Consider the following 16,983-nt stretch of genomic DNA (forward strand, 5'->3'; position numbering starts at 1 on the left):
ATGTAACTTGAGTACATGTTTCCCCAATACAACTAAGGGCGGGAGCGTAGCATAAAGCTAGTGACTTGTCTTATGGATAGCGTTTCAAATCCTCCAACGAAAACCATAGCTCCTTGCGGCTCAGCGGGGTTTGCGGGCTCAGCAAGGGATTGGGAAGCTGAATGATCATGCGCTGATCGAGCCTGGCGTTGCGCAGCAGGCGACCGTAGTGCAAATAAAATAACTGTTCGAAAGTGCCGTCGGCCAACGCCGCCTCCAGCCCGCTCCGGACCGCCTCGGCCAACGCCGGGTTGTTGCGGTTGACGAAGAAATAGTCGGCGGTGGGATAGCGCAGCACGATATGGCTATCGATCGCCAGTTCGGGATGGCGCGCCGCTTCGGCCCAGATCTCATTGGTCGAGCGCGGCACCCAGTCGATGCGGCCGGCGTTCAGCATGCCGAACAGGCCGCTATACACGGCGACCGGATGCACGTGCAGCCCGCTATGCTGCAGAATCTGCAGATCCGGCCAGTCATGCCCCTGGGCGGTGCTGAAGCGCTTCAAGTCCTCCACCGTGCGTACATCGCGCAGCAAGTCCTGGCGGTCGGCGCGCACCAGGCCGATGCGCCAGCCGATCAAGCCGCGCGTCATCGGTATCCGCACCGGCAGCAACGCCTGCTCGCGCTCGGCCGAGGTCATGGTGCCGATGATGTCGATACGGCCCGAGCCGGACTGCAACTCCAGCAGCGCGCGGTTCTGCTGCATGCGGGTCGGCGACAGTTCGACCCGGTACAGGCCGCCGGACTTGACCAGCGCCAGCTGCAACAGCGCCAGGCCGTATTCGCCGCGCTCGTCGTCGATGCTCTCGGCGCGCGGGTAGTGGATCAGGATGGGTTCGGCCGCCGCAGCAGCCGCAAGCAGGATCAGGCAGGCACACAGCAATCGGCACAGCGTAGGCATGGCTCCGGTTCCGGCTAAGTATCTCCATGACAATAGTCACCCAGTTGCCCGGCGGCGTCAAGCCTGCTGAAATTTTAATCAAACACGTGCATTCCAGCGCACACCGGTGTACACTTTCGATACTTGCCGAAGGGAAATATCATGGCCATCGCCGCACTCAGCTCAGGAATCACCGGTCTCAACGCCTCCGAACGGGCCTTGGGCAATAGCGCGCACGCGATCGCCAACCTCGGCACCCAGGGCTTTCAGCCGACGCAGGCCGTGTTCAAGGAAAACGCGCCGGCCGGTAGCGGCGTGTCGATCTCGTTCCAGGCGCAGCAGCTGCAAGCGGCGGACGCGCCCAGCGCCACCGACCTCGCCACCGAAACCACCAACTCGCTGGTCTACAAGGAGCAATTCGACCTGTCGGCCAAGGTGATCCAGGTGGCCGACCAGAATATCGGTACCCTAATCAACACCAAAGCTTGACAGGGTCTGGCCGAATCGGCACATTGAAGTCTGCCGAAGAGGGAGACCCATGATAAGAGACCAGGAAACGCTGAACATCCTGCTGGACAGCATCCGCCGCTTTGTGCGCGAACAACTGGTGCCGCACGAGCAGCAAGTGGCCGACACCGACGAAATCCCCCCCGCGCTGGTGGCGCAGATGCGCGAACTGGGCCTGTTCGGCCTGTCCATCCCCGAACAATACGGCGGCCTGGGTCTGACCATGGAAGAGGAAGTGCTGGCCGCGTTTGAAATCGCCCGCACCTCGCCCGCCTTCCGCTCGCTGTTCGGCACCAACAACGGCATCGGCTCGCAGGGCATCCTGATCGACGGCACCGACGAACAAAAGAACACCTGGCTGCCGCGCATGGCCTCTGGCGAAGTGGTCGGCTCCTTCGCGCTGACCGAGCCGGGATACGGTTCGGACGCCGGCTCGCTCGCCACCTCCGCAGTGCGCGACGGCGATCACTACATCATCAACGGCACCAAGCGCTACATCACCAACGCGCCGGAGGCCGGCGTATTCACCGTCATGGCGCGCACCGACGGCACCCGCAAGGGGCCCAGCGGCGTATCGGCCTTCATCGTCGAACGCAGCACGCCCGGCATCTCGCTCGGCAAGAACGACAAGAAGATGGGACAGCAAGGCGCCCACACCTGCGACGTGATCTTCGAGAACTGCCGCGTGCCGGCCACCAGCATCATCGGCGGCAAAGAGGGCCAGGGCTTCAAGACCGCGATGAAGGTGCTGGACAAAGGCCGCCTGCACATCTCGGCAATCTGCGTCGGCGTGGCCGAGCGCATGCTGGACGACGCGCTGCGCTATGCGATGCAGCGCCAGCAGTTCGGCCAGCCCATCGCCGAGTTCCAGCTGATCCAGGCCATGCTGGCCGACAGCAAGGCCGAGATCTACGCCGCCCGCAGCATGGTGCTGGACGCCGCCCGCCGCCGCGACAACCGCGAGGACATCTCGACCGAAGCCTCGTGCTGCAAGCTGTTCGCCTCCGAGATGTGCGGCCGCGTGGCCGACCGCGCGGTGCAGATCCATGGCGGCGCCGGCTACATGTCGGAGTACGCGGCCGAACGCTTCTACCGCGACGTGCGGCTGTTCCGCATCTACGAAGGCACCTCGCAGATCCAGCAACTGGTCATCGCCCGCAACATGATCAAGGCGGCCGAGGCCTGATGGAGGCCATCGCCACCGACCACCTGCTGGCGACGCTGCCCGAGCGCCTCAGCGGCATTCCGCGCCGCTGGGCCGAACGCGCGCCGCAAGCGTGGGCGCTGCACGACGGCGCGCGCCACTGGACTTACGCCGAACTGGCGGCGGCGGTCGATGAAACCGCCGCCCTGCTGCGCGCGCTGCAAGTGCGGCCGGGCGACCGCCTGATGGTGGTCGGCGAAAACTGCGCGGCGCAGGTGGCGCTGATTTTCGCCGCCGCCGAGGTGGACGCGTGGATCGTCAACGTCAACGGCCGCCTGTCCGCGCGCGAGGTGGACCAGATCCTCGATCACAGCGGCGCGCGGCGCGTGATCTACCTGTCGATGCCCGCTTCGCCCGAATCCACCGCGCACGGCCAGCGCCATGCTGCCGAGTCCACGCCCTCGCCGTTCGGCGCATGGATGATCGGTGCGCTCAATCCCGACTGCGCGCCGGAGCCGGCACACGCCAACCCGGCGCAGCAGGTCGCGGCGCTGATCTACACCACCGGCACCACCGGCCAGCCCAAGGGCGTGATGCTCACGCACCGCAACCTGCTGTTCATCGCGGCCGTCTCCAGCACCCTGCGCGGCCTCACGCCCACCGATCGCGCCTATGGCGTGCTGCCCATCACCCACGTCTACGGCCTGGCCTCGGTCATGCTGGGCACCCTGTACGCGGGCGCCTGCCTGTACCTGTGCCCGCGCTTCGCGCCGGACGCCGTGCTGAAGGCGATCCGCGACGACGGCCTGACCATCCTGCAAGGCGTGCCCGCCATGTACGCGCGCCTGCTGGAGACGCTGGGCGGCGCCGTGCAGATCAAGTCGCGGCTGCGCTTCATCTACGCCGGCGGCTCACCGCTGGCGCCCAGCCTGAAGGCGCAGGTGCAGCAGCTGTTTGGCCTGCCGCTGCACAACGGCTACGGCATGACCGAGACCTCGCCCACCGTCAGCCAGACCCGCCTCGACCGGCCGCGCGATGACGCCTCGGTCGGCCAGGTCATCCCCGGCGTCGAGGTGCGCCTGGTGGACGCCGGCGGCGACGACGTGGCGCCCGGTGCGGACGGCGAACTGTGGGTGCGTGGCCCCAACGTCATGGCCGGCTACTATCGCGAGCCGGAACTGACGGCGGCGGCGATGCGCGACGGTGGCTGGCTCAATACCGGCGACGTCGCGCGCCAGGATGCCGACGGCGCGCTGTTCATCGTCGGCCGCACCAAGGAGCTGATCATCCGCTCCGGCTTCAACGTCTACCCGCTGGAAGTGGAGACGGTGCTCAACGCCCATCCGGCGGTGACGCAATCGGCCGTGGTCGGCCGCAATGCCGCCGACGGCAACGAAGAAGTGGTGGCCTTTGTCGAAATCGATCCGCGCCACCGCGTCACGCCCGAAGAATTGCAGCACTACCTTGCGGGCCTGCTGTCGCCGTACAAATGCCCGTCCGAGATCATCGTAATGCAAGCCCTGCCCGCAGCGGCAACCGGAAAGATATTGAAAGGACAGCTGCGGCAACTGGCACAAAAATAACCACAACGGAGACCAACATGAAAAACACCACAATCGCGGCACTGATCGCGATGGCACTGGCAGGCGGCGCGCGCGCCGAGGAATTCACGGTCGGCGCGGAGCTGCCGCTGACGGGCACACTGGCCCGCGTGGGCTCGGGCATGCAGGAAGGCGTGCTGGTGGCCGCCGAAGTATTCAACAAGACCAACGGCAAGCACAAAATCAAGATCATCACCATCGACGACGAATCGTCCCCGGCCAAGGCGGTGGCGGCGGTGGAAAAGCTGGCCAGCCAGGGCGCGGTGGCGATCACCGGCGGCTACGGCTCCAACAACATCTCGCCCGCGTCGGACGCGGCCAACAAACTGGGGCTGGTCTACATGACCTCCGGCGGCGTGGACGATAGCCTGGTCAACAGCGGCCGCAAGAACTTCTTTCGCATCAATAACACCGCCGGCTACGAAAAGGCCGTGCAGGGACTGCTGGCCGACATGGGCGTGAAGTCCGTCTCCATCGTGTTCTCGACCAAGGAGGCCACGTCCGACCTGACTGGCTCCGTGCAGAAGGCGCTGACCGCCAAAGGCGTCAAGGTCACCACGCATTCCTTCGATCCGGCCATCACCGATTTCAAACCCATCATCAACAAGATCAAGCTCCAGGACAAATCGGAAGCGATACTAATGGTCGGCTACGAGAACGATTATGTCGGCATTCTGCGCGCCGCGCGCGTGCTCAAGCCGCCGGTCAAGGCCATGATCGGCGTGTGGTCGCTGGCCACGCCGAAGATGGCCGCAGAGTTCCCGGACCTGATGCCCAACGTGTACGGCACCGCGCTGCTGCCCTTCCCCGCCGTCTTCGACACGGCGGACGGCAAGGCCTTCGCCGACGGCTACAAGACGCTGTACAAGAAGGAGCCGGACTACCTGGGCCAGTTCGGCTACGTGCAGGCGACGCTGCTGTTCGAAGCCATCGCCCGCGCCGCCGACAAAGGCACGGTGAAGAAAGGCGGCGTGGCCGAGGAGCTGCGCAAGACCGACCGCGAAACGCTGATCGGCCGCGTGCAGTTTGGCGCCAACGGCGACAATCCCAACTTCGTGCACCGCATGGGCCAGCACCAGGGCAAGAACATCGTCATTGTCTGGCCCAAGGAGACGGCGACCGGCAAGATGGTGTATCCGGGCCTGCCCTGGTAAGCCGCCGTGACGGAACTGATACTCCAGGCGCTGTATTCCGGCCTGCTGCAAGGCGGCTCCTACGCGTTGATCGCGCTGGGACTGGCGCTGGTGTTCGGCACCATGCGGGTGATCAACCTGGCCCACGGTGAGCTGGTGCTGCTGGCGGCCTACATCGCCTACTCGGTGGAGTCGGGACTGGGACTCAATCCGGCGTGGGCGATACCGATCGCGGTGGTGGTGGTCGGCGCGACGTCGGCCGGCGTGTACTGGATCGTCAGCCGCATCAAGAAGGACCGCGAGATCAATTCGCTGATACTCACCTTCGGCATCGGCGTGATCCTGACCAACCTGATCCTGCTGATCTGGAAGGCCGATGTGCGCTCCACCAGTTCCAGCTGGTTGCAGGAAGCCTTCGTGGTCGGGCCGTTGTACAGCATGCGCAGCGAATTGATCTTCTTCGTGGTCAGCCTGGTGCTGATGGGCGGCTTGTGGTGGTGGTTGTCGCGCAGCTGGTACGGGCGCGCGTTGCGGGCCGTGTCCAGCAACCGCGACGCCGCCAAGTTGATGGGCATCGCGCCCGGACGCACGGAGCTGGTGTCGTTCATCGTGGCAGGCATGCTGGCCGGATTCGCCGGCGTGGCCCTGTACAGCTACGGCGTGATCCAGCCCGCGTATGGCGGCGCGTTGACGGTCAAAGCCTTCATCATCACCGTGCTGGCGGGGATAGGTTCGATCCCCGGCGTGCTGCTGGGCGCGGTGCTGCTGGGCGTGGCCGAGGCGCTGACCGTGACGCTGGCCAGTTCCGCCTTGCAGGAGCTGGCCGGCATGACGCTGTTCCTGCTGGTGCTGCTGGTGATGCCCAATGGCCTGATGGGCGCGTCCCGGAGGCGCGGATGATGCGCCTCGCCAGCGGCGCGGGCGCGAACCGCCTGTGGTCGGGCATCGCCTTGATCGCCGCCTACGTCGCCGTGCCCATGCTGCTCGGCGTCGACAACTACGTCATGAGCCTGATCGTCGCGGCCATGGTGATCGGCTGTGTCGCCCTGTCCTGGGCGCTGCTGGGGAATATGGGCGGCATGGTCAGCTTCGGCCATAGCGCCTTCTTCGGCGTCGGCGCGTATGTATCGGCCATCGTCACCGCCAAGCTGGGCGTGCCGGTGCTGGCGGGGATCGCGCTGGGCGGCGTCGGCGCGCTGTTGGCGTCCGTGGCGATGCTGCCGGTGCTGCGCCTGCGCGGCCCCTACTTCGCGCTGGCCATCCTGGCCTACGCCCACATCTTCCGCATCCTCGCCACCGAATGGAGCTCGCTGACCGGCGGCTCCGGCGGCATCGCCAACATCCCGGTGCTGCCGACCATCTTCGGCTACGACATGAGCGGCAAGACCGGCGCCTACCTGACGATATTGACCATCGTGCTGCTGTTCGCGCTGGCCTACCGCGCCATCCGCGCCAGCTACTACGGCATCGCGCTGCGCGCCATGCACGACAGCGAAGACGCCACCCGCGTGGTCGGCGTCAACAGCACGCTGCTCAAGGGCCTGATGCTGATGGTGTCCGCCTTCATGGCCGGCGTGGCGGGCGCGTTCAACGCCCACTACATCAACTTCCTCGAACCGGACTACGCCTTCAACAGCGTGTGGGTGACGGTGCCCATCGTCGCCGCCATCTTCGGCGGCTACCGCACCATCGCCGGGCCGGTGGTCGGCGCGCTGGTGGTGTACCTGCTGGACCAACTGGTGTTCAAGTCGCTGATCCCCACCGGGCATCAGCTGGTGTTGGGCGGGCTGCTGGTGGCGATGATCATCTTCAGCCCCACCGGACTGCTTGCCCTGCTGCGAAGGAAGAGCCATGCTTGAGTTGAACAATCTCTCGGTCCGCTTCGGCGGCCTGACGGCGGTCAACGCGGTCAACCTGACGGTCGGCACGCACGACGTGGTCGGCCTGGTCGGGCCCAACGGCGCCGGCAAGACCACGCTGTTCAACGCCATCTCCGGCCTGGTGCGGCCGACCGGCGGCAGCATCCGCTTCGACCGCCACGACGTGATGCGCACGCCCATCTACCGGCGCGCGCGGCTGGGCATAGGCCGCACCTTCCAGATTCCGCAGCCCATGCACGAACTGACGGTGCGCGAGAACCTGATCGTGGCGCAGCGCTTCGGCACCGGTAAGGTCGACGAGGACAAGATCGACGAGATCCTGGAGTTCACCAGCCTGGCCGACAAGGCGCACCGCGACGCCGCCACCGAACTGGCGCTGACCGAACTCAAGGCGCTGGAAGTGGCGAAGGCACTGGCCACCACGCCCAAGCTGCTGCTGCTGGACGAAGTGCTGGCCGGTCTGGAGACCAGCGGCAAGCGGCGCTTCATGGGCATGCTGAAGGAGATGCATGCGCGCTTCGGTGTTGGCATCATCATCATCGAGCACGATATCGAAACGATTAACTCCTTGTGCCAGCGCGTGGTGGTGCTCAACTTCGGCCAGCTGATCGCGGACGGCACGCCGGGCGAAGTGTTCAACGATCCTGAAGTCATCCGCAGCTACACGGGAGCGGCGCATGCTTGAGCTAGACCAGATCCGCGCCGGCTATGGCGCGATCAACGTGCTGTGGGATGTATCGCTGAAGGCGGAAGCGGGCAAGCTCACCACCATCATCGGCCCGAACGGCGCCGGCAAGACCACCCTGCTGCGCGCGATCATGGGCCTGACGCCGCTGGGCGCCGGCGAGATCCGCCTGGACGGCCAGCGCCTGAACGGCACGCCGACATGGGAGATGGCGGACCACGGCGTCGCCATGATCCCGGAAGGCCGCATGGTCTTCCGGGACATGGGCGTGGAAGAAAACCTGATCATGGGCGCCTTCCACAAGTCGCACCGCGCGCATGTGAAGCAACGGCTGGAGGAAGCCTACGCCATGTTCCCCCGCCTGCGCGAACGCCGCGCACAACTGGCCGGATCGCTGTCCGGCGGCGAGGCGCAGATGCTGGCGATGGCGCGTGGGCTGATGTCCAATCCTCGCCTGCTGATTATCGACGAACCCTCACTCGGCCTGGCGCCGCTGGTCGTCAATGAACTGTTCGAGATACTGGAACGGCTCAAGGCCGGCGGCCGCACCATCATCCTGGTCGAGCAGAATACCGAACGCGCGGTAGGCGTGGCGGATCATGTCTACCTGATGCAAAGCGGGCGCGTGGCCTTGTCCCAGCCGGCATCCCAGGTCGAACTCCAGCACCTCCACGCGCTATACTTTGCACGCTGAAGGACGCGTCGCTATCTTCCGGTTAAACGATCGCTGTGGCCGGATGCCAACAGCTGCCGGCCGCTGGCGGCCCTGAGCGGGCCGCCCAGCGTTAGAATGGGGTAAGACTTTCCTTCTGCAAGCGCGCGTATGATTTTCGTCCCGCACCGATGGCAGCCCTTGCTCCAAACGCCATGGCGCGCCTTGCGGCGCCGTGTCCGTGTGTGCGCAATACTGGCGGCATGCTGGAGCGGCGTCCCGCTGCAGGCGGCGCCGACCGAACCGGTCGTCGCCGGCGTGTTCACGGTGGCCCCGTTCATCCTGCCCGGCCCGGACGGACCGCAAGGCGCGCTGATCGACTTCTTCGACCGCGAGATTGCCCCTCGCATGGGCGTGCGCTTTCAGTGGCAGCGCCCCGTCACGGTGGCGCGTCTGGAAATCAGCCTGGCGAGCGGCGCCGTGCTGTTCACCCCCATCCTCGCCCGTACCCCGCAGCGCGCCAGCGCCGGCATACGCTTCGACGATACCGCCTATATCAAGTTCGAGCCCTGCATCGCCGTGCTGCCCGCACACCGCCTCGACCACCTGCGCAGCGCATCCGACCTGGCCGGCATGACGATAGGCTGGGTGCAAGCCGGCGTGCTGCCGCCCTTTATGCACAATCCGGCGATCCGGCTGGACCTGGTCGGCGGCGTTGACTGGGAAAAAGTCAACCTGGGCAAACTCCAGCTGGAGCGCATCGACGGCGCCTATTTTTCCAACTGCGCAAGCGCTAGCTACTACGCGGCCCGCAACAACATGAGGCTCAAGCTGCTGGCAGTGCCGGTGCCCGGCGTGACGCTGTATGGCGCCTTTTCGCCGCTGGCATCCCCGGAACTGGTGCAGCGCTATCGGCTAGCCGCACAACAAGCCTTCGCCGGCGGCCGCTTCGACAACTATCTGAATCAGGCACTGCGCGAAACACACCCCTGATCGAAAGCTTCGGGGTCAGTTCCGGCAAAGTGCCATTTGGCGTGATGCCAGAACTGCCCCTGTCTCGTTCAATCGGAAACTGGATACTTACGCCATTCCTCTTCCAGTTGCCGTCGAGTTTGGTCTACGACATCATTTCCAACTGTTGCGCAATCGTAGAGTGCTTGCCCGGCGTGATTGGCCACCACTCTAACAGCACCGTCTGTCCCGCCCGATAATTTCTGGGGATGTCGCCCGCCGAAGCACATAAGCCATACATCGACATTCAATTGCCTCCTGCTGGGGACAACGTTCCATGCAACCAGTAGACCATCGCTTGTCCAGGCGACCGTCCCGGTCTTGCCAACAGTTTTTTGCTGCCTGCGTATCCACTCGTTTGCGAACTGCATGTTATCAAAATGGATCTGTCCCTCTTCAACCACCGTGCGACTGATGCCCTTGCATTCCTTCTGACCGAAGACGGAGGGGAAAAACTGCGCTGCGGGGTCGTAAATTCCCAGACTTCCATACCAGCGTCCCGCTCGAGCGTTCATACTGCTTTTCAAACGACAGCCATCAAATTCATAACTCCGCTCCAATCCTTGGCCGGCTACTATTTTGATGGTGGCGCCATTGACGCTCGCCACAATGCTTGAGCCCTCATGCATCACGAGCTCGGTAGCTGCCTGGCCATTGGGACTCTGCGCTACGAACACCAATGCGATGAAAGTATGGCTCAACACAATTTTCATTTTCCCCTCCGTCTCGTTACTGTGCGCGCTGAATGTCAGGCTAGTGCGCCGATGCCGGCACGGCGCGGAACGCCGCAGTCTGGTTCGACATGATGCTGATCGCAGGAAGCACATAGGTGGTATCGGTGGCGGTAAAAGCAAAGGTTTTAACGGCCGCAGAAGCATTGGCATTGAAGGCCGAATTGGGAATGGCCGCCAGCGTATCGTACTGATAGACATTGTATTTAACACCGGCAGTCAAGCCGTACACGGTCGCGGTCAACGTCAACGGCGCTGCCGCTGGCGGCGCATTCGAGCCATTGCTGATGGCCGGGTTTTCGTAATTCAAGCTGGTCGCCAGGCGCACTGGAACGGTTTCGTGATTCAGGTCGGTGACGCCGGTGATCGCAACGGCAGAATTTCGATTGCCGCTGTTGCTATGCAAGGCCAGCGAATACGGCGGCGCAGTGGGCGAGTTGGCCTGGACACGGGTCATCTGGAAGGCGCCGTAGCTGTATTGGAACAGGTAGGCCGCAGCCACCGGCGGACTGGTTGCAGAGCTGGGGAACTTGACGTTGTGATTGCCGCTGTTGTCGCTCAGCTGCAAAATATCGTCGGCGTAGTAGCTCTGGTTCAGTCCCTGTGCCAACGGATGATTGGAGGCGATGCCATTGACCGGAACGATATGATCGTAGCTGGAAAAGCCGGTCGACGGGTCGCCACCGGGTTCATACAGATTCACGTAGACCCCGATAATCACCGGGTAGCCTGCCAGCACATAGCCTTTCACCCAAGCCAGGTATTGGTTGGTAGTGACCGCTTCTGTTTGCCCATCCCACTCAAGCGCATTCAGATGCATATTGGCCGCCGCGGTCAAATCGTTGACCGAAATGAGCAGCTGGCTCTTGGGGTCGCTTTGATTTACGCCCGGTGTCGCGGCAGCGCGTGCGGTGAATTGCGACACGTACTGACCGTAATACAAGCCGGCGCTGATGAATGCGGTTTCACCGCAATAGCCGTAGTTGCCGTTCCACTGGTGGCGCGGTGGAATCGCCAGCGACATCGCGTACGTGTCGCCGGTTGGAGGACTGGGCGAATCCGACGGTACCGGTCCAGGCAATATCGCTGGCACGAGACTCACACTGGGTTGGCTTTGGTTGCCGGGGTCCGGCACCTGGCTGCCGCTGCCTGAGCCGCCGCCACATCCCGCCAACAACATTCCCGACATGCTGACCACCAACGCGACCGTGAGTCTCTTATTCATTATGTCTCCGTTTTTTGTGCGCCCCAAGAGTTATTATAAATGCAATCTGATGCGATCGGAAAAATCTGTCGCCTGATCGGCCGCGCGCGCCTTGGCGGTGATGTGGGCCTGCTGCCGCAGCGTGTCGAAGCCGCCCTGCCCGGCCAGCGCGCCGATGTCGTACAGGTAGCGATCCAGGTAGCCCGACGCCAGCAGCCGCCAGTCCATCGGCAGTCCGGGATCGATGCGGCGCGCCATTTCGAAGACGATGGTGGTGCAGTTGGCGGTCAGCGTGTTGTAGAAGCGCGGCTCGCGCTTGAGCAGCGCGCCCTCGTCCAGATACGACATGAACAGCGAGCGCATGACTTCCGGCGGCATCTTCAGGCGATACAGATACATGTCCTCGCCGCGCGCGTTGGTGCGCACGCGCAGGATGTCGCGCTCGTCGGCGGCGATCAGCACCGTCTCGTAACGCTTGAAGAAACCGGCGATGGCGTCGAAGTGCTCGCCGCGCTCCTTGCGGATCTCGATTGAAAACGTCAGGTAGCGGCCGTCGGCAAAACCGAACACACCAGCGTCGCGACGCTGGCCACGCCCCACAGCGACAGGCACAACATCAATAAGGAAGCGCACAGCTTGCCGGCGAAGCTCAGGTATTTTTTTAGCATGCCCGATTATAGGGGGGGATTAATCCTCTTTATCGTCGATGCCGCTCCCGCATCCGATCTGGACGCATATTAATTTTAATGCAATACTTACGATCACGCCGATTATTCCGATGAGTTCCAACATGGCGGTACCCGTTAGTGGTGAAGAGACGCTTCACTGTAACGGCGCTGCGCTGATCAATCCAATATCAAATACGGCGTCCAACTATCTCGAAACGGCATAACGGTGATTTCCCTTAAACAGTTTAAATATTTTGTAGAGATCGTGGAGGCCGGCAGCTACTCGCGCGCGGCGGAAAAACTGTACGTCGCGCAATCGGCGCTGAGCCGGCAGATCAAGGAGCTGGAAGACGAGCTGCAAACCCAGCTGCTCACGCGCGACTCGCGCCACATCGAGCTGACGCCGGCCGGCCGCCTGTTCTTCGAACGCAGCAAGCGCATCCTCGAGGACATCGACCACACGGTCGTGCAGGCGCGCCAGGTGGGCCTGGGCGCGCAAGGCCTGATCCGCTTGCAGCATTCCAGCTCGGTGATCCTGACGCCGGCGATGACGGCCGCGCTGCGCCGGTTGCTGGCGGAGTTTCCCGGCGCGACCTTGGAAATCTCGATGGCGCCGTCGGAAGACCAGACCATGGACATCGAGGAAGGCCGCGCCGATATCGGGCTGATCCGCATGCCGACCTTGCGCAAGTATCCGCACATCCAGGTGCGCGAGCTGACCACGGAGCGCTTGATGGTGGCGGTGTCGCAGCACTCGCCGCTGGCGGCGCTGGACAACATCGAACTGCCCAGCCTGAGCAAGGAATCGTTCATCTCGATCCCGCACAAGGACCGGGGCGGCCTGAGCTATCTGGTGGCCAACCTGTGCCTGGACCAGGGTTTCTTCCCGACGCCGGCGCGGGTGCTGTCGCGCAAGTCCTCGCAACTGAGCCTGATCGAAGCCGACCTCGGCATCGCCATCGTGCCGGAGTGCATGCGGTTGATGGCGCCGGCCGGCGTGCGTTTCATCCCGCTGTCGCACGGCGGCCTGATCACCAAAGTCGGCCTGGCCAGCCGGCGCGAGGCCGAGCCGCTGGTCACAGCCTTCGCCGAGGCCCTGGTCCGCGAACTCAATCCGGGGTTGTAGCGGGCGACTGTTGGCGCTGGCTTGTGGCACACTGCAGTCCTGTAGACAGGGCACGAGGACAGCATGAGCGCGGGACCGGACGACAAGGATCAGGCACAGCCGTCGCCACACCGGCGCAGCGGCGACCGCGAGCGGCGCGCTACGCGCCAGGAGATCGGCACGCCGAGCTATCTGGACCCCGGCGACACCATCTTCAGCTTGTGGGGCCGCGTGCTGATGGCGCGCTACCGCCGCGTCGCCGTCGCCGTGACGCGCCACATCATTCAACGGCCGCTGCACATCGGCGTCTCGGCCCGCATCTTCCATCCGGAACCCGGCGCCACCGGCCTGCGCAGCAAGAACCTGCAATACCTCGAAGAATCCATCGCGCAGTGGGTGATGTCGCGCGACGTGCTGGTGTTCATGATCCCGACCGTCAATACCGACGGCCTGCTCCACCCTTCCAATATCCGCCTGCGCGACTACGCCAAGCATCTGGACGGCCTGGTGCTGCAAGGCGGCGCCGATGTGTCGCCGCAAAGCTATTCGGAAACGCCGACCCGCCCCGAATGGAGCGGCGACCGCGCACGCGATATGTACGAGCTGGAACTGCTGCATGAATTCGTCGAAGCGGGCAAGCCGGTGCTGGGCATCTGCCGCGGCTGCCAGCTGATCAACGTGGCCTTCGGCGGCACGCTGTACCAGGACATCGCCTCCGACGTGCCCGACTCGCTGGCCCACGTCAACGACGACTACGACCGCAACCGCCACCAAGTCAGCTTCCCGGCCGGCTCCTCGCTGGCCAAGCTGTTCAAGGGCAAGGGCCCCGGCCTGGTCAACTCCATCCACCACCAGGCCGTCAAGACGCTGGGGCGCGACATGGCGGTGGAAGCGCTGTCAGTGCCGGACAATATGATCGAGGCGATCCGCTACCGCAAGGCGCCCTTCGTCATGGGCCTGCAATGGCACCCGGAATTCCACCAGGCCGGCGGCGTCGAACTGCTCGACTGCACCGCCATTCTCGACAACTTCCTGCGCGTGGCGCGCGAGACGCGCTTCTAGGAAAACATTGGCCGGGGCTGCTTGCCGGGTGTAAACTCATGGGACACACCCAACGAGGCCACCCATGACGTGTCTGCGTAGCGCCACCATGATCGCTGTCTGCAGTCTGATACCGCCCTGCGCCGCCGAAAATACCATCAATGTCGCCTACAGCGAACGCCCGCCCTACATGGTGGCCATGCCCGACGGAATGCCCAGCGGCCTGACCGGCACCCCCGCCGTCAATGCCTTCAAGGCGGCGGGCATACCGGTCAACTGGCAAAACCTGCCGACCAACCGTCAACTATTGATGATCCACGACGCCTCCGCCTTGAACTGCGCGGTCGGCTGGTTCTGGACGGCGGAACGGGAAGGCTACGCCAAATTCACCAAGCCGATCTACCGCGACAAGGATTGGATGGTGCTGGCCAACTCGACCCTGGCCGCGCGCGGCGACACTACGCTGCACCAAGTGCTGCAACGGCCGGAAACCCGCATCATCGTCAAAGACAACTACTCCTACGGCACCGAGCTGGACAAGCTGCTGGCGCCGCGCAAGGCCACGCTGGCCGTGTCCACCGCCTCCGCCAGCAAGATGGTGCAATCGATCAGCAAGGGCGTGGTGGACATGATGTTCATCTCCGAGGACGAAGGCAAATACGTCATGGCCCACCATCCCGCTTCCGAGACCAGCAACCTGCGCCTGCTGCACTTCAAGGACATGCCACGCGGCCCGGAACGCCACATCATGTGCAGCAAGGGCGTGCCGGACGACGTCATCAACCGCCTGAACAAGGCGATCGCGTTCAAATAGAATTTTGGGAATGCCGGCCTGCCATTGCTCGATTAAAACGAGGACGTTTGCACAAGATCTAGTACCCTCTCAAAACAGGGGATACAGTATGAGCCTTGCCACATCTGGTTCTTACCCATGCACTTCCCTGCCCAATTCAGCATGTCCGGCAAAGCCAACGGGAGCAAACCATGATCACGTCAACCATGCCGCTGGCTCGCATAGAAAGCCGCATCCTGCTTGTACGCGGCCTTAAAGTCATGATCGACGCCGACCTGGCCGAACTTTATGGCGTACCAACCAAACGTCTCAATGAACAGGTCAAGCGCAACCAGGAGCGCTTTCCTGCCGACTTCCTGTTCCAGCTTACTGCAGCCGAAAAGCAGGAGGTGGTCGCAAAATGCGACCACCTCTCCAAATTGAAATTTTCGAAGTCGCTACCGTATGCATTCACCGAACACGGCGCCATCCAGGCCGCCAATGTGCTCGCATCGCCACAGGCCATCGAGACGGGCGTCTACGTGGTGCGAGCCTTCGTGCATTTGCGCGAGCTTGTGGTGTCGAACAAGGAACTGGCACTGCGCCTGGACGAATTGGAAAGCAAGACTGACCTGATGTCGCTCAAACAGGAAACCTTCGAACACCACACCCGCGTTCAGCTCAAGCAGATCATCGACACGCTGCGCGAACTGATGACACCACCGGCTACGGTGCCCAAGCACCCCATCGGCTTCGTCACGCCCGATGATCGTTCACCCAAAAGGAAAAAGTAGATTCTTCCTTAACCGATCACGCCCCGCGGAAACGCTGGATCGCCGCATCGACCATGCCTTCGGCGCTGCCGCTGAGGTCGAACTGCTGGCGCAGGTAGTGGGCGTCGCTGCCCTCGTGCGTGACCTGCACCAGGTGCTGCAAGCCCGCCGTGCCGCCCAGCGCCGCGCCGTGCGGCTCCATCTTGCGCAGCGTGGTCAGGATGTCTTCGCGCAGCGACAGGCTCTCGTAGGTCTTCGGATGCACCAGCGTGCCGTCCAGGCCGAAGCGGCAGGCCTGGAAGCGGTTGTAGTTGTAGACCAGATAGTCGTCCTCCACCGGCGGCTCCTCGCGGCGCTCCAGCAGATAACGGCACAGCGCCTGCAGATACACGGCCAGCGCCGCCGCCCGCTCCACCGTCAACGGCGTGTCGCACACGCGCAGCTCGATGGTGCCGAACTCCGGCTTGGGCCGGATATCCCAGTAAAAGTCCTTCATGCTCTTGATGACGCCGGTGTGCTCCATCTTGGCGAAGTACTCATTCTCGAAAGTCGACCAGCTTTGCGTGAACGGCGCCCGCCCGCTCATCGGGAAGGCGAACACGGAGTTCAGCCGCGCCGAATTGAACAGCGTGTCGTTGCCCTGCACATACGGCGACGACGACGACAGCGCGATGAAGTGCGGCACGTAGCGGCTCAGCGAATGCAGCAGGAACAGCGCATCGTCGCCCGAGGCGCAGCCGATGTGCACGTGCTGGCCGAAAATCGTAAACTGTTTAGCCAGATAGCCGTACAGCTCCGACACTTCCTTGAAGCGCGGCTTGGCAAAGATCCGGCGGTCCGACCATTTCTGGAACGGATGCGTGCCGCCGCCGCAGATGCCGATGTTGAGCTGCTCGCCGGCCTGCACCAGCGTGTCGCGGATCACCTGCAACTGCGACACCAGCTCGCTGTGGTGCGTATGCACGTCGCTGTTAATCTCGATCATGCTCTCGGTGATTTCCGGCGTGACGTTGCCGGGAAACGGCTTGCGGCTCAACAGGTGCAGCAGGTCCGGGCTGGACGCGGTCAGGTCGAAGTCCGACAGGCTGACCAGTTGCAGCTCCAGCTCCACGCCCATGGTGAGCGGTTGCGATGATTTGAAGGGTTCCAATGGCATG

Annotated in this window: 18 protein-coding genes and 1 pseudogene; 13 read left to right on the plus strand and 6 right to left on the minus strand. The window is 63.5% G+C overall.

What is annotated here, in order from left to right; genetic code table 11:
• Positions 1 to 70: 70 nt before the first annotated feature.
• Entirely contained in the window at positions 71 to 940 is an 870-nt protein-coding gene (locus AC07OK_RS00360; protein ID WP_494688430.1) for a substrate-binding periplasmic protein, read from the minus strand.
• A 141-nt stretch (positions 941 to 1,081) separates the two neighbouring features.
• Here AC07OK_RS00360 and AC07OK_RS00365 point away from each other — a divergent pair, with 141 nt between their 5' ends.
• The 9 genes from AC07OK_RS00365 (at position 1,082) to AC07OK_RS00405 (ending at position 9,514) form a co-directional block, all read left to right on the plus strand.
• A complete protein-coding gene (locus AC07OK_RS00365) occupies positions 1,082 to 1,408 on the plus strand; it encodes a flagellar basal body rod C-terminal domain-containing protein (RefSeq protein WP_494688431.1) in 327 nt (108 codons plus the stop codon).
• Positions 1,409 to 1,457: 49 nt separating this feature from the next.
• Positions 1,458 to 2,612 carry an acyl-CoA dehydrogenase family protein gene (locus AC07OK_RS00370; protein WP_494688432.1) on the plus strand — a complete coding sequence of 385 codons (1,155 nt, stop codon included), beginning with the start codon at positions 1,458 to 1,460 and terminating at the stop codon, positions 2,610 to 2,612.
• Positions 2,612 to 4,153 (plus strand): class I adenylate-forming enzyme family protein, encoded by a 1,542-nt coding sequence (locus tag AC07OK_RS00375; protein ID WP_494688433.1) that lies wholly within the window; start codon positions 2,612 to 2,614, stop codon positions 4,151 to 4,153. Before AC07OK_RS00370 ends, AC07OK_RS00375 begins: the two co-directional genes overlap by 1 nt.
• Positions 4,154 to 4,170: 17 nt before the next feature.
• Positions 4,171 to 5,325: an ABC transporter substrate-binding protein gene (locus AC07OK_RS00380; protein WP_494688434.1), complete on the plus strand. Its 1,155-nt coding sequence runs from the start codon at positions 4,171 to 4,173 to the stop codon at positions 5,323 to 5,325.
• A gap of 6 nt (positions 5,326 to 5,331) precedes the next feature.
• The gene (locus AC07OK_RS00385; protein ID WP_494688435.1) at positions 5,332 to 6,204 is read left to right on the plus strand and encodes a branched-chain amino acid ABC transporter permease; all 873 of its coding nucleotides are present in this window, start codon (positions 5,332 to 5,334) and stop codon (positions 6,202 to 6,204) included.
• A complete protein-coding gene (locus tag AC07OK_RS00390) occupies positions 6,201 to 7,163 on the plus strand; it encodes a branched-chain amino acid ABC transporter permease (protein WP_494688436.1) in 963 nt (320 codons plus the stop codon). Before AC07OK_RS00385 ends, AC07OK_RS00390 begins: the two co-directional genes overlap by 4 nt.
• Positions 7,156 to 7,869 carry an ABC transporter ATP-binding protein gene (locus AC07OK_RS00395; RefSeq protein ID WP_494688437.1) on the plus strand — a complete coding sequence of 238 codons (714 nt, stop codon included), beginning with the start codon at positions 7,156 to 7,158 and terminating at the stop codon, positions 7,867 to 7,869. Before AC07OK_RS00390 ends, AC07OK_RS00395 begins: the two co-directional genes overlap by 8 nt.
• Positions 7,862 to 8,563 carry an ABC transporter ATP-binding protein gene (locus tag AC07OK_RS00400; protein WP_494688438.1) on the plus strand — a complete coding sequence of 234 codons (702 nt, stop codon included), beginning with the start codon at positions 7,862 to 7,864 and terminating at the stop codon, positions 8,561 to 8,563. The genes AC07OK_RS00395 and AC07OK_RS00400 overlap by 8 nt, the downstream gene beginning before the upstream one ends.
• Positions 8,564 to 8,764: 201 nt before the next feature.
• A complete protein-coding gene (locus AC07OK_RS00405; RefSeq protein WP_494688439.1) occupies positions 8,765 to 9,514 on the plus strand; it encodes a substrate-binding periplasmic protein in 750 nt (249 codons plus the stop codon).
• A gap of 68 nt (positions 9,515 to 9,582) precedes the next feature.
• On the opposite strand, the gene AC07OK_RS00410 is transcribed toward AC07OK_RS00405, so the two are convergent.
• The 4 genes and pseudogenes from AC07OK_RS00410 to AC07OK_RS00425 all read right to left on the minus strand — a co-directional run bounded on the left by AC07OK_RS00410 (position 9,583) and on the right by AC07OK_RS00425 (position 12,135).
• On the minus strand, positions 9,583 to 10,245 hold the full coding sequence (locus tag AC07OK_RS00410) for a hypothetical protein (protein ID WP_494688440.1): 663 nt from the start codon (positions 10,243 to 10,245) through the stop codon (positions 9,583 to 9,585).
• Between the two features lie 40 nt (positions 10,246 to 10,285).
• Positions 10,286 to 11,488, minus strand: a complete 1,203-nt coding sequence (locus tag AC07OK_RS00415; RefSeq protein WP_494688441.1) for a hypothetical protein — start codon at positions 11,486 to 11,488, stop codon at positions 10,286 to 10,288.
• A 33-nt stretch (positions 11,489 to 11,521) separates the two neighbouring features.
• A pseudogene (locus AC07OK_RS00420) lies at positions 11,522 to 12,034 on the minus strand (Lnb N-terminal periplasmic domain-containing protein); the annotation flags it as partial.
• A complete protein-coding gene (locus AC07OK_RS00425) occupies positions 12,007 to 12,135 on the minus strand; it encodes a hypothetical protein (protein ID WP_494688442.1) in 129 nt (42 codons plus the stop codon). The gene AC07OK_RS00425 and the pseudogene AC07OK_RS00420, both read right to left, overlap by 28 nt.
• Positions 12,136 to 12,361: 226 nt before the next feature.
• Here AC07OK_RS00425 and AC07OK_RS00430 point away from each other — a divergent pair, with 226 nt between their 5' ends.
• The 4 genes from AC07OK_RS00430 to AC07OK_RS00445 all read left to right on the plus strand — a co-directional run bounded on the left by AC07OK_RS00430 (position 12,362) and on the right by AC07OK_RS00445 (position 15,847).
• Positions 12,362 to 13,261: a LysR family transcriptional regulator gene (locus AC07OK_RS00430; protein WP_494688443.1), complete on the plus strand. Its 900-nt coding sequence runs from the start codon at positions 12,362 to 12,364 to the stop codon at positions 13,259 to 13,261.
• Positions 13,262 to 13,324: 63 nt separating this feature from the next.
• Positions 13,325 to 14,302, plus strand: a complete 978-nt coding sequence (locus AC07OK_RS00435; protein ID WP_494688444.1) for a gamma-glutamyl-gamma-aminobutyrate hydrolase family protein — start codon at positions 13,325 to 13,327, stop codon at positions 14,300 to 14,302.
• Between the two features lie 64 nt (positions 14,303 to 14,366).
• Positions 14,367 to 15,095, plus strand: a complete 729-nt coding sequence (locus AC07OK_RS00440) for a substrate-binding periplasmic protein (RefSeq protein WP_494688445.1) — start codon at positions 14,367 to 14,369, stop codon at positions 15,093 to 15,095.
• Between the two features lie 170 nt (positions 15,096 to 15,265).
• A complete protein-coding gene (locus tag AC07OK_RS00445; protein WP_494688446.1) occupies positions 15,266 to 15,847 on the plus strand; it encodes an ORF6N domain-containing protein in 582 nt (193 codons plus the stop codon).
• A gap of 16 nt (positions 15,848 to 15,863) precedes the next feature.
• Here the strand turns inward: AC07OK_RS00445 and AC07OK_RS00450 are convergent, their stop codons facing one another.
• Entirely contained in the window at positions 15,864 to 16,982 is a 1,119-nt protein-coding gene (locus AC07OK_RS00450) for a YbdK family carboxylate-amine ligase (RefSeq protein ID WP_494688447.1), read from the minus strand.
• Position 16,983: the final 1 nt, after the last annotated feature.

Source organism: Duganella sp. GW821-FHT07G03 (genome assembly GCF_059418605.1).

Bases quoted from the DNA above. Each gene is read 5' to 3' on its own strand.
- AC07OK_RS00360 (WP_494688430.1), bottom strand. From the start codon at position 940: ATGCCTACGCTGTGCCGATTGCTGTGTGCCTGCCTGATCCTGCTTGCG.
- AC07OK_RS00365 (WP_494688431.1), top strand. From the start codon at position 1,082: ATGGCCATCGCCGCACTCAGCTCAGGAATCACCGGTCTCAACGCCTCC.
- AC07OK_RS00370 (WP_494688432.1), top strand. From the start codon at position 1,458: ATGATAAGAGACCAGGAAACGCTGAACATCCTGCTGGACAGCATCCGC.
- AC07OK_RS00375 (WP_494688433.1), top strand. From the start codon at position 2,612: ATGGAGGCCATCGCCACCGACCACCTGCTGGCGACGCTGCCCGAGCGC.
- AC07OK_RS00380 (WP_494688434.1), top strand. From the start codon at position 4,171: ATGAAAAACACCACAATCGCGGCACTGATCGCGATGGCACTGGCAGGC.
- AC07OK_RS00390 (WP_494688436.1), top strand. From the start codon at position 6,201: ATGATGCGCCTCGCCAGCGGCGCGGGCGCGAACCGCCTGTGGTCGGGC.
- AC07OK_RS00395 (WP_494688437.1), top strand. From the start codon at position 7,156: ATGCTTGAGTTGAACAATCTCTCGGTCCGCTTCGGCGGCCTGACGGCG.
- AC07OK_RS00400 (WP_494688438.1), top strand. From the start codon at position 7,862: ATGCTTGAGCTAGACCAGATCCGCGCCGGCTATGGCGCGATCAACGTG.
- AC07OK_RS00410 (WP_494688440.1), bottom strand. From the start codon at position 10,245: ATGAAAATTGTGTTGAGCCATACTTTCATCGCATTGGTGTTCGTAGCG.
- AC07OK_RS00415 (WP_494688441.1), bottom strand. From the start codon at position 11,488: ATGAATAAGAGACTCACGGTCGCGTTGGTGGTCAGCATGTCGGGAATG.
- AC07OK_RS00425 (WP_494688442.1), bottom strand. From the start codon at position 12,135: ATGCTAAAAAAATACCTGAGCTTCGCCGGCAAGCTGTGCGCTTCCTTA.
- AC07OK_RS00435 (WP_494688444.1), top strand. From the start codon at position 13,325: ATGAGCGCGGGACCGGACGACAAGGATCAGGCACAGCCGTCGCCACAC.
- AC07OK_RS00440 (WP_494688445.1), top strand. From the start codon at position 14,367: ATGACGTGTCTGCGTAGCGCCACCATGATCGCTGTCTGCAGTCTGATA.
- AC07OK_RS00445 (WP_494688446.1), top strand. From the start codon at position 15,266: ATGATCACGTCAACCATGCCGCTGGCTCGCATAGAAAGCCGCATCCTG.
- AC07OK_RS00450 (WP_494688447.1), bottom strand. From the start codon at position 16,982: ATGCCATTGGAACCCTTCAAATCATCGCAACCGCTCACCATGGGCGTG.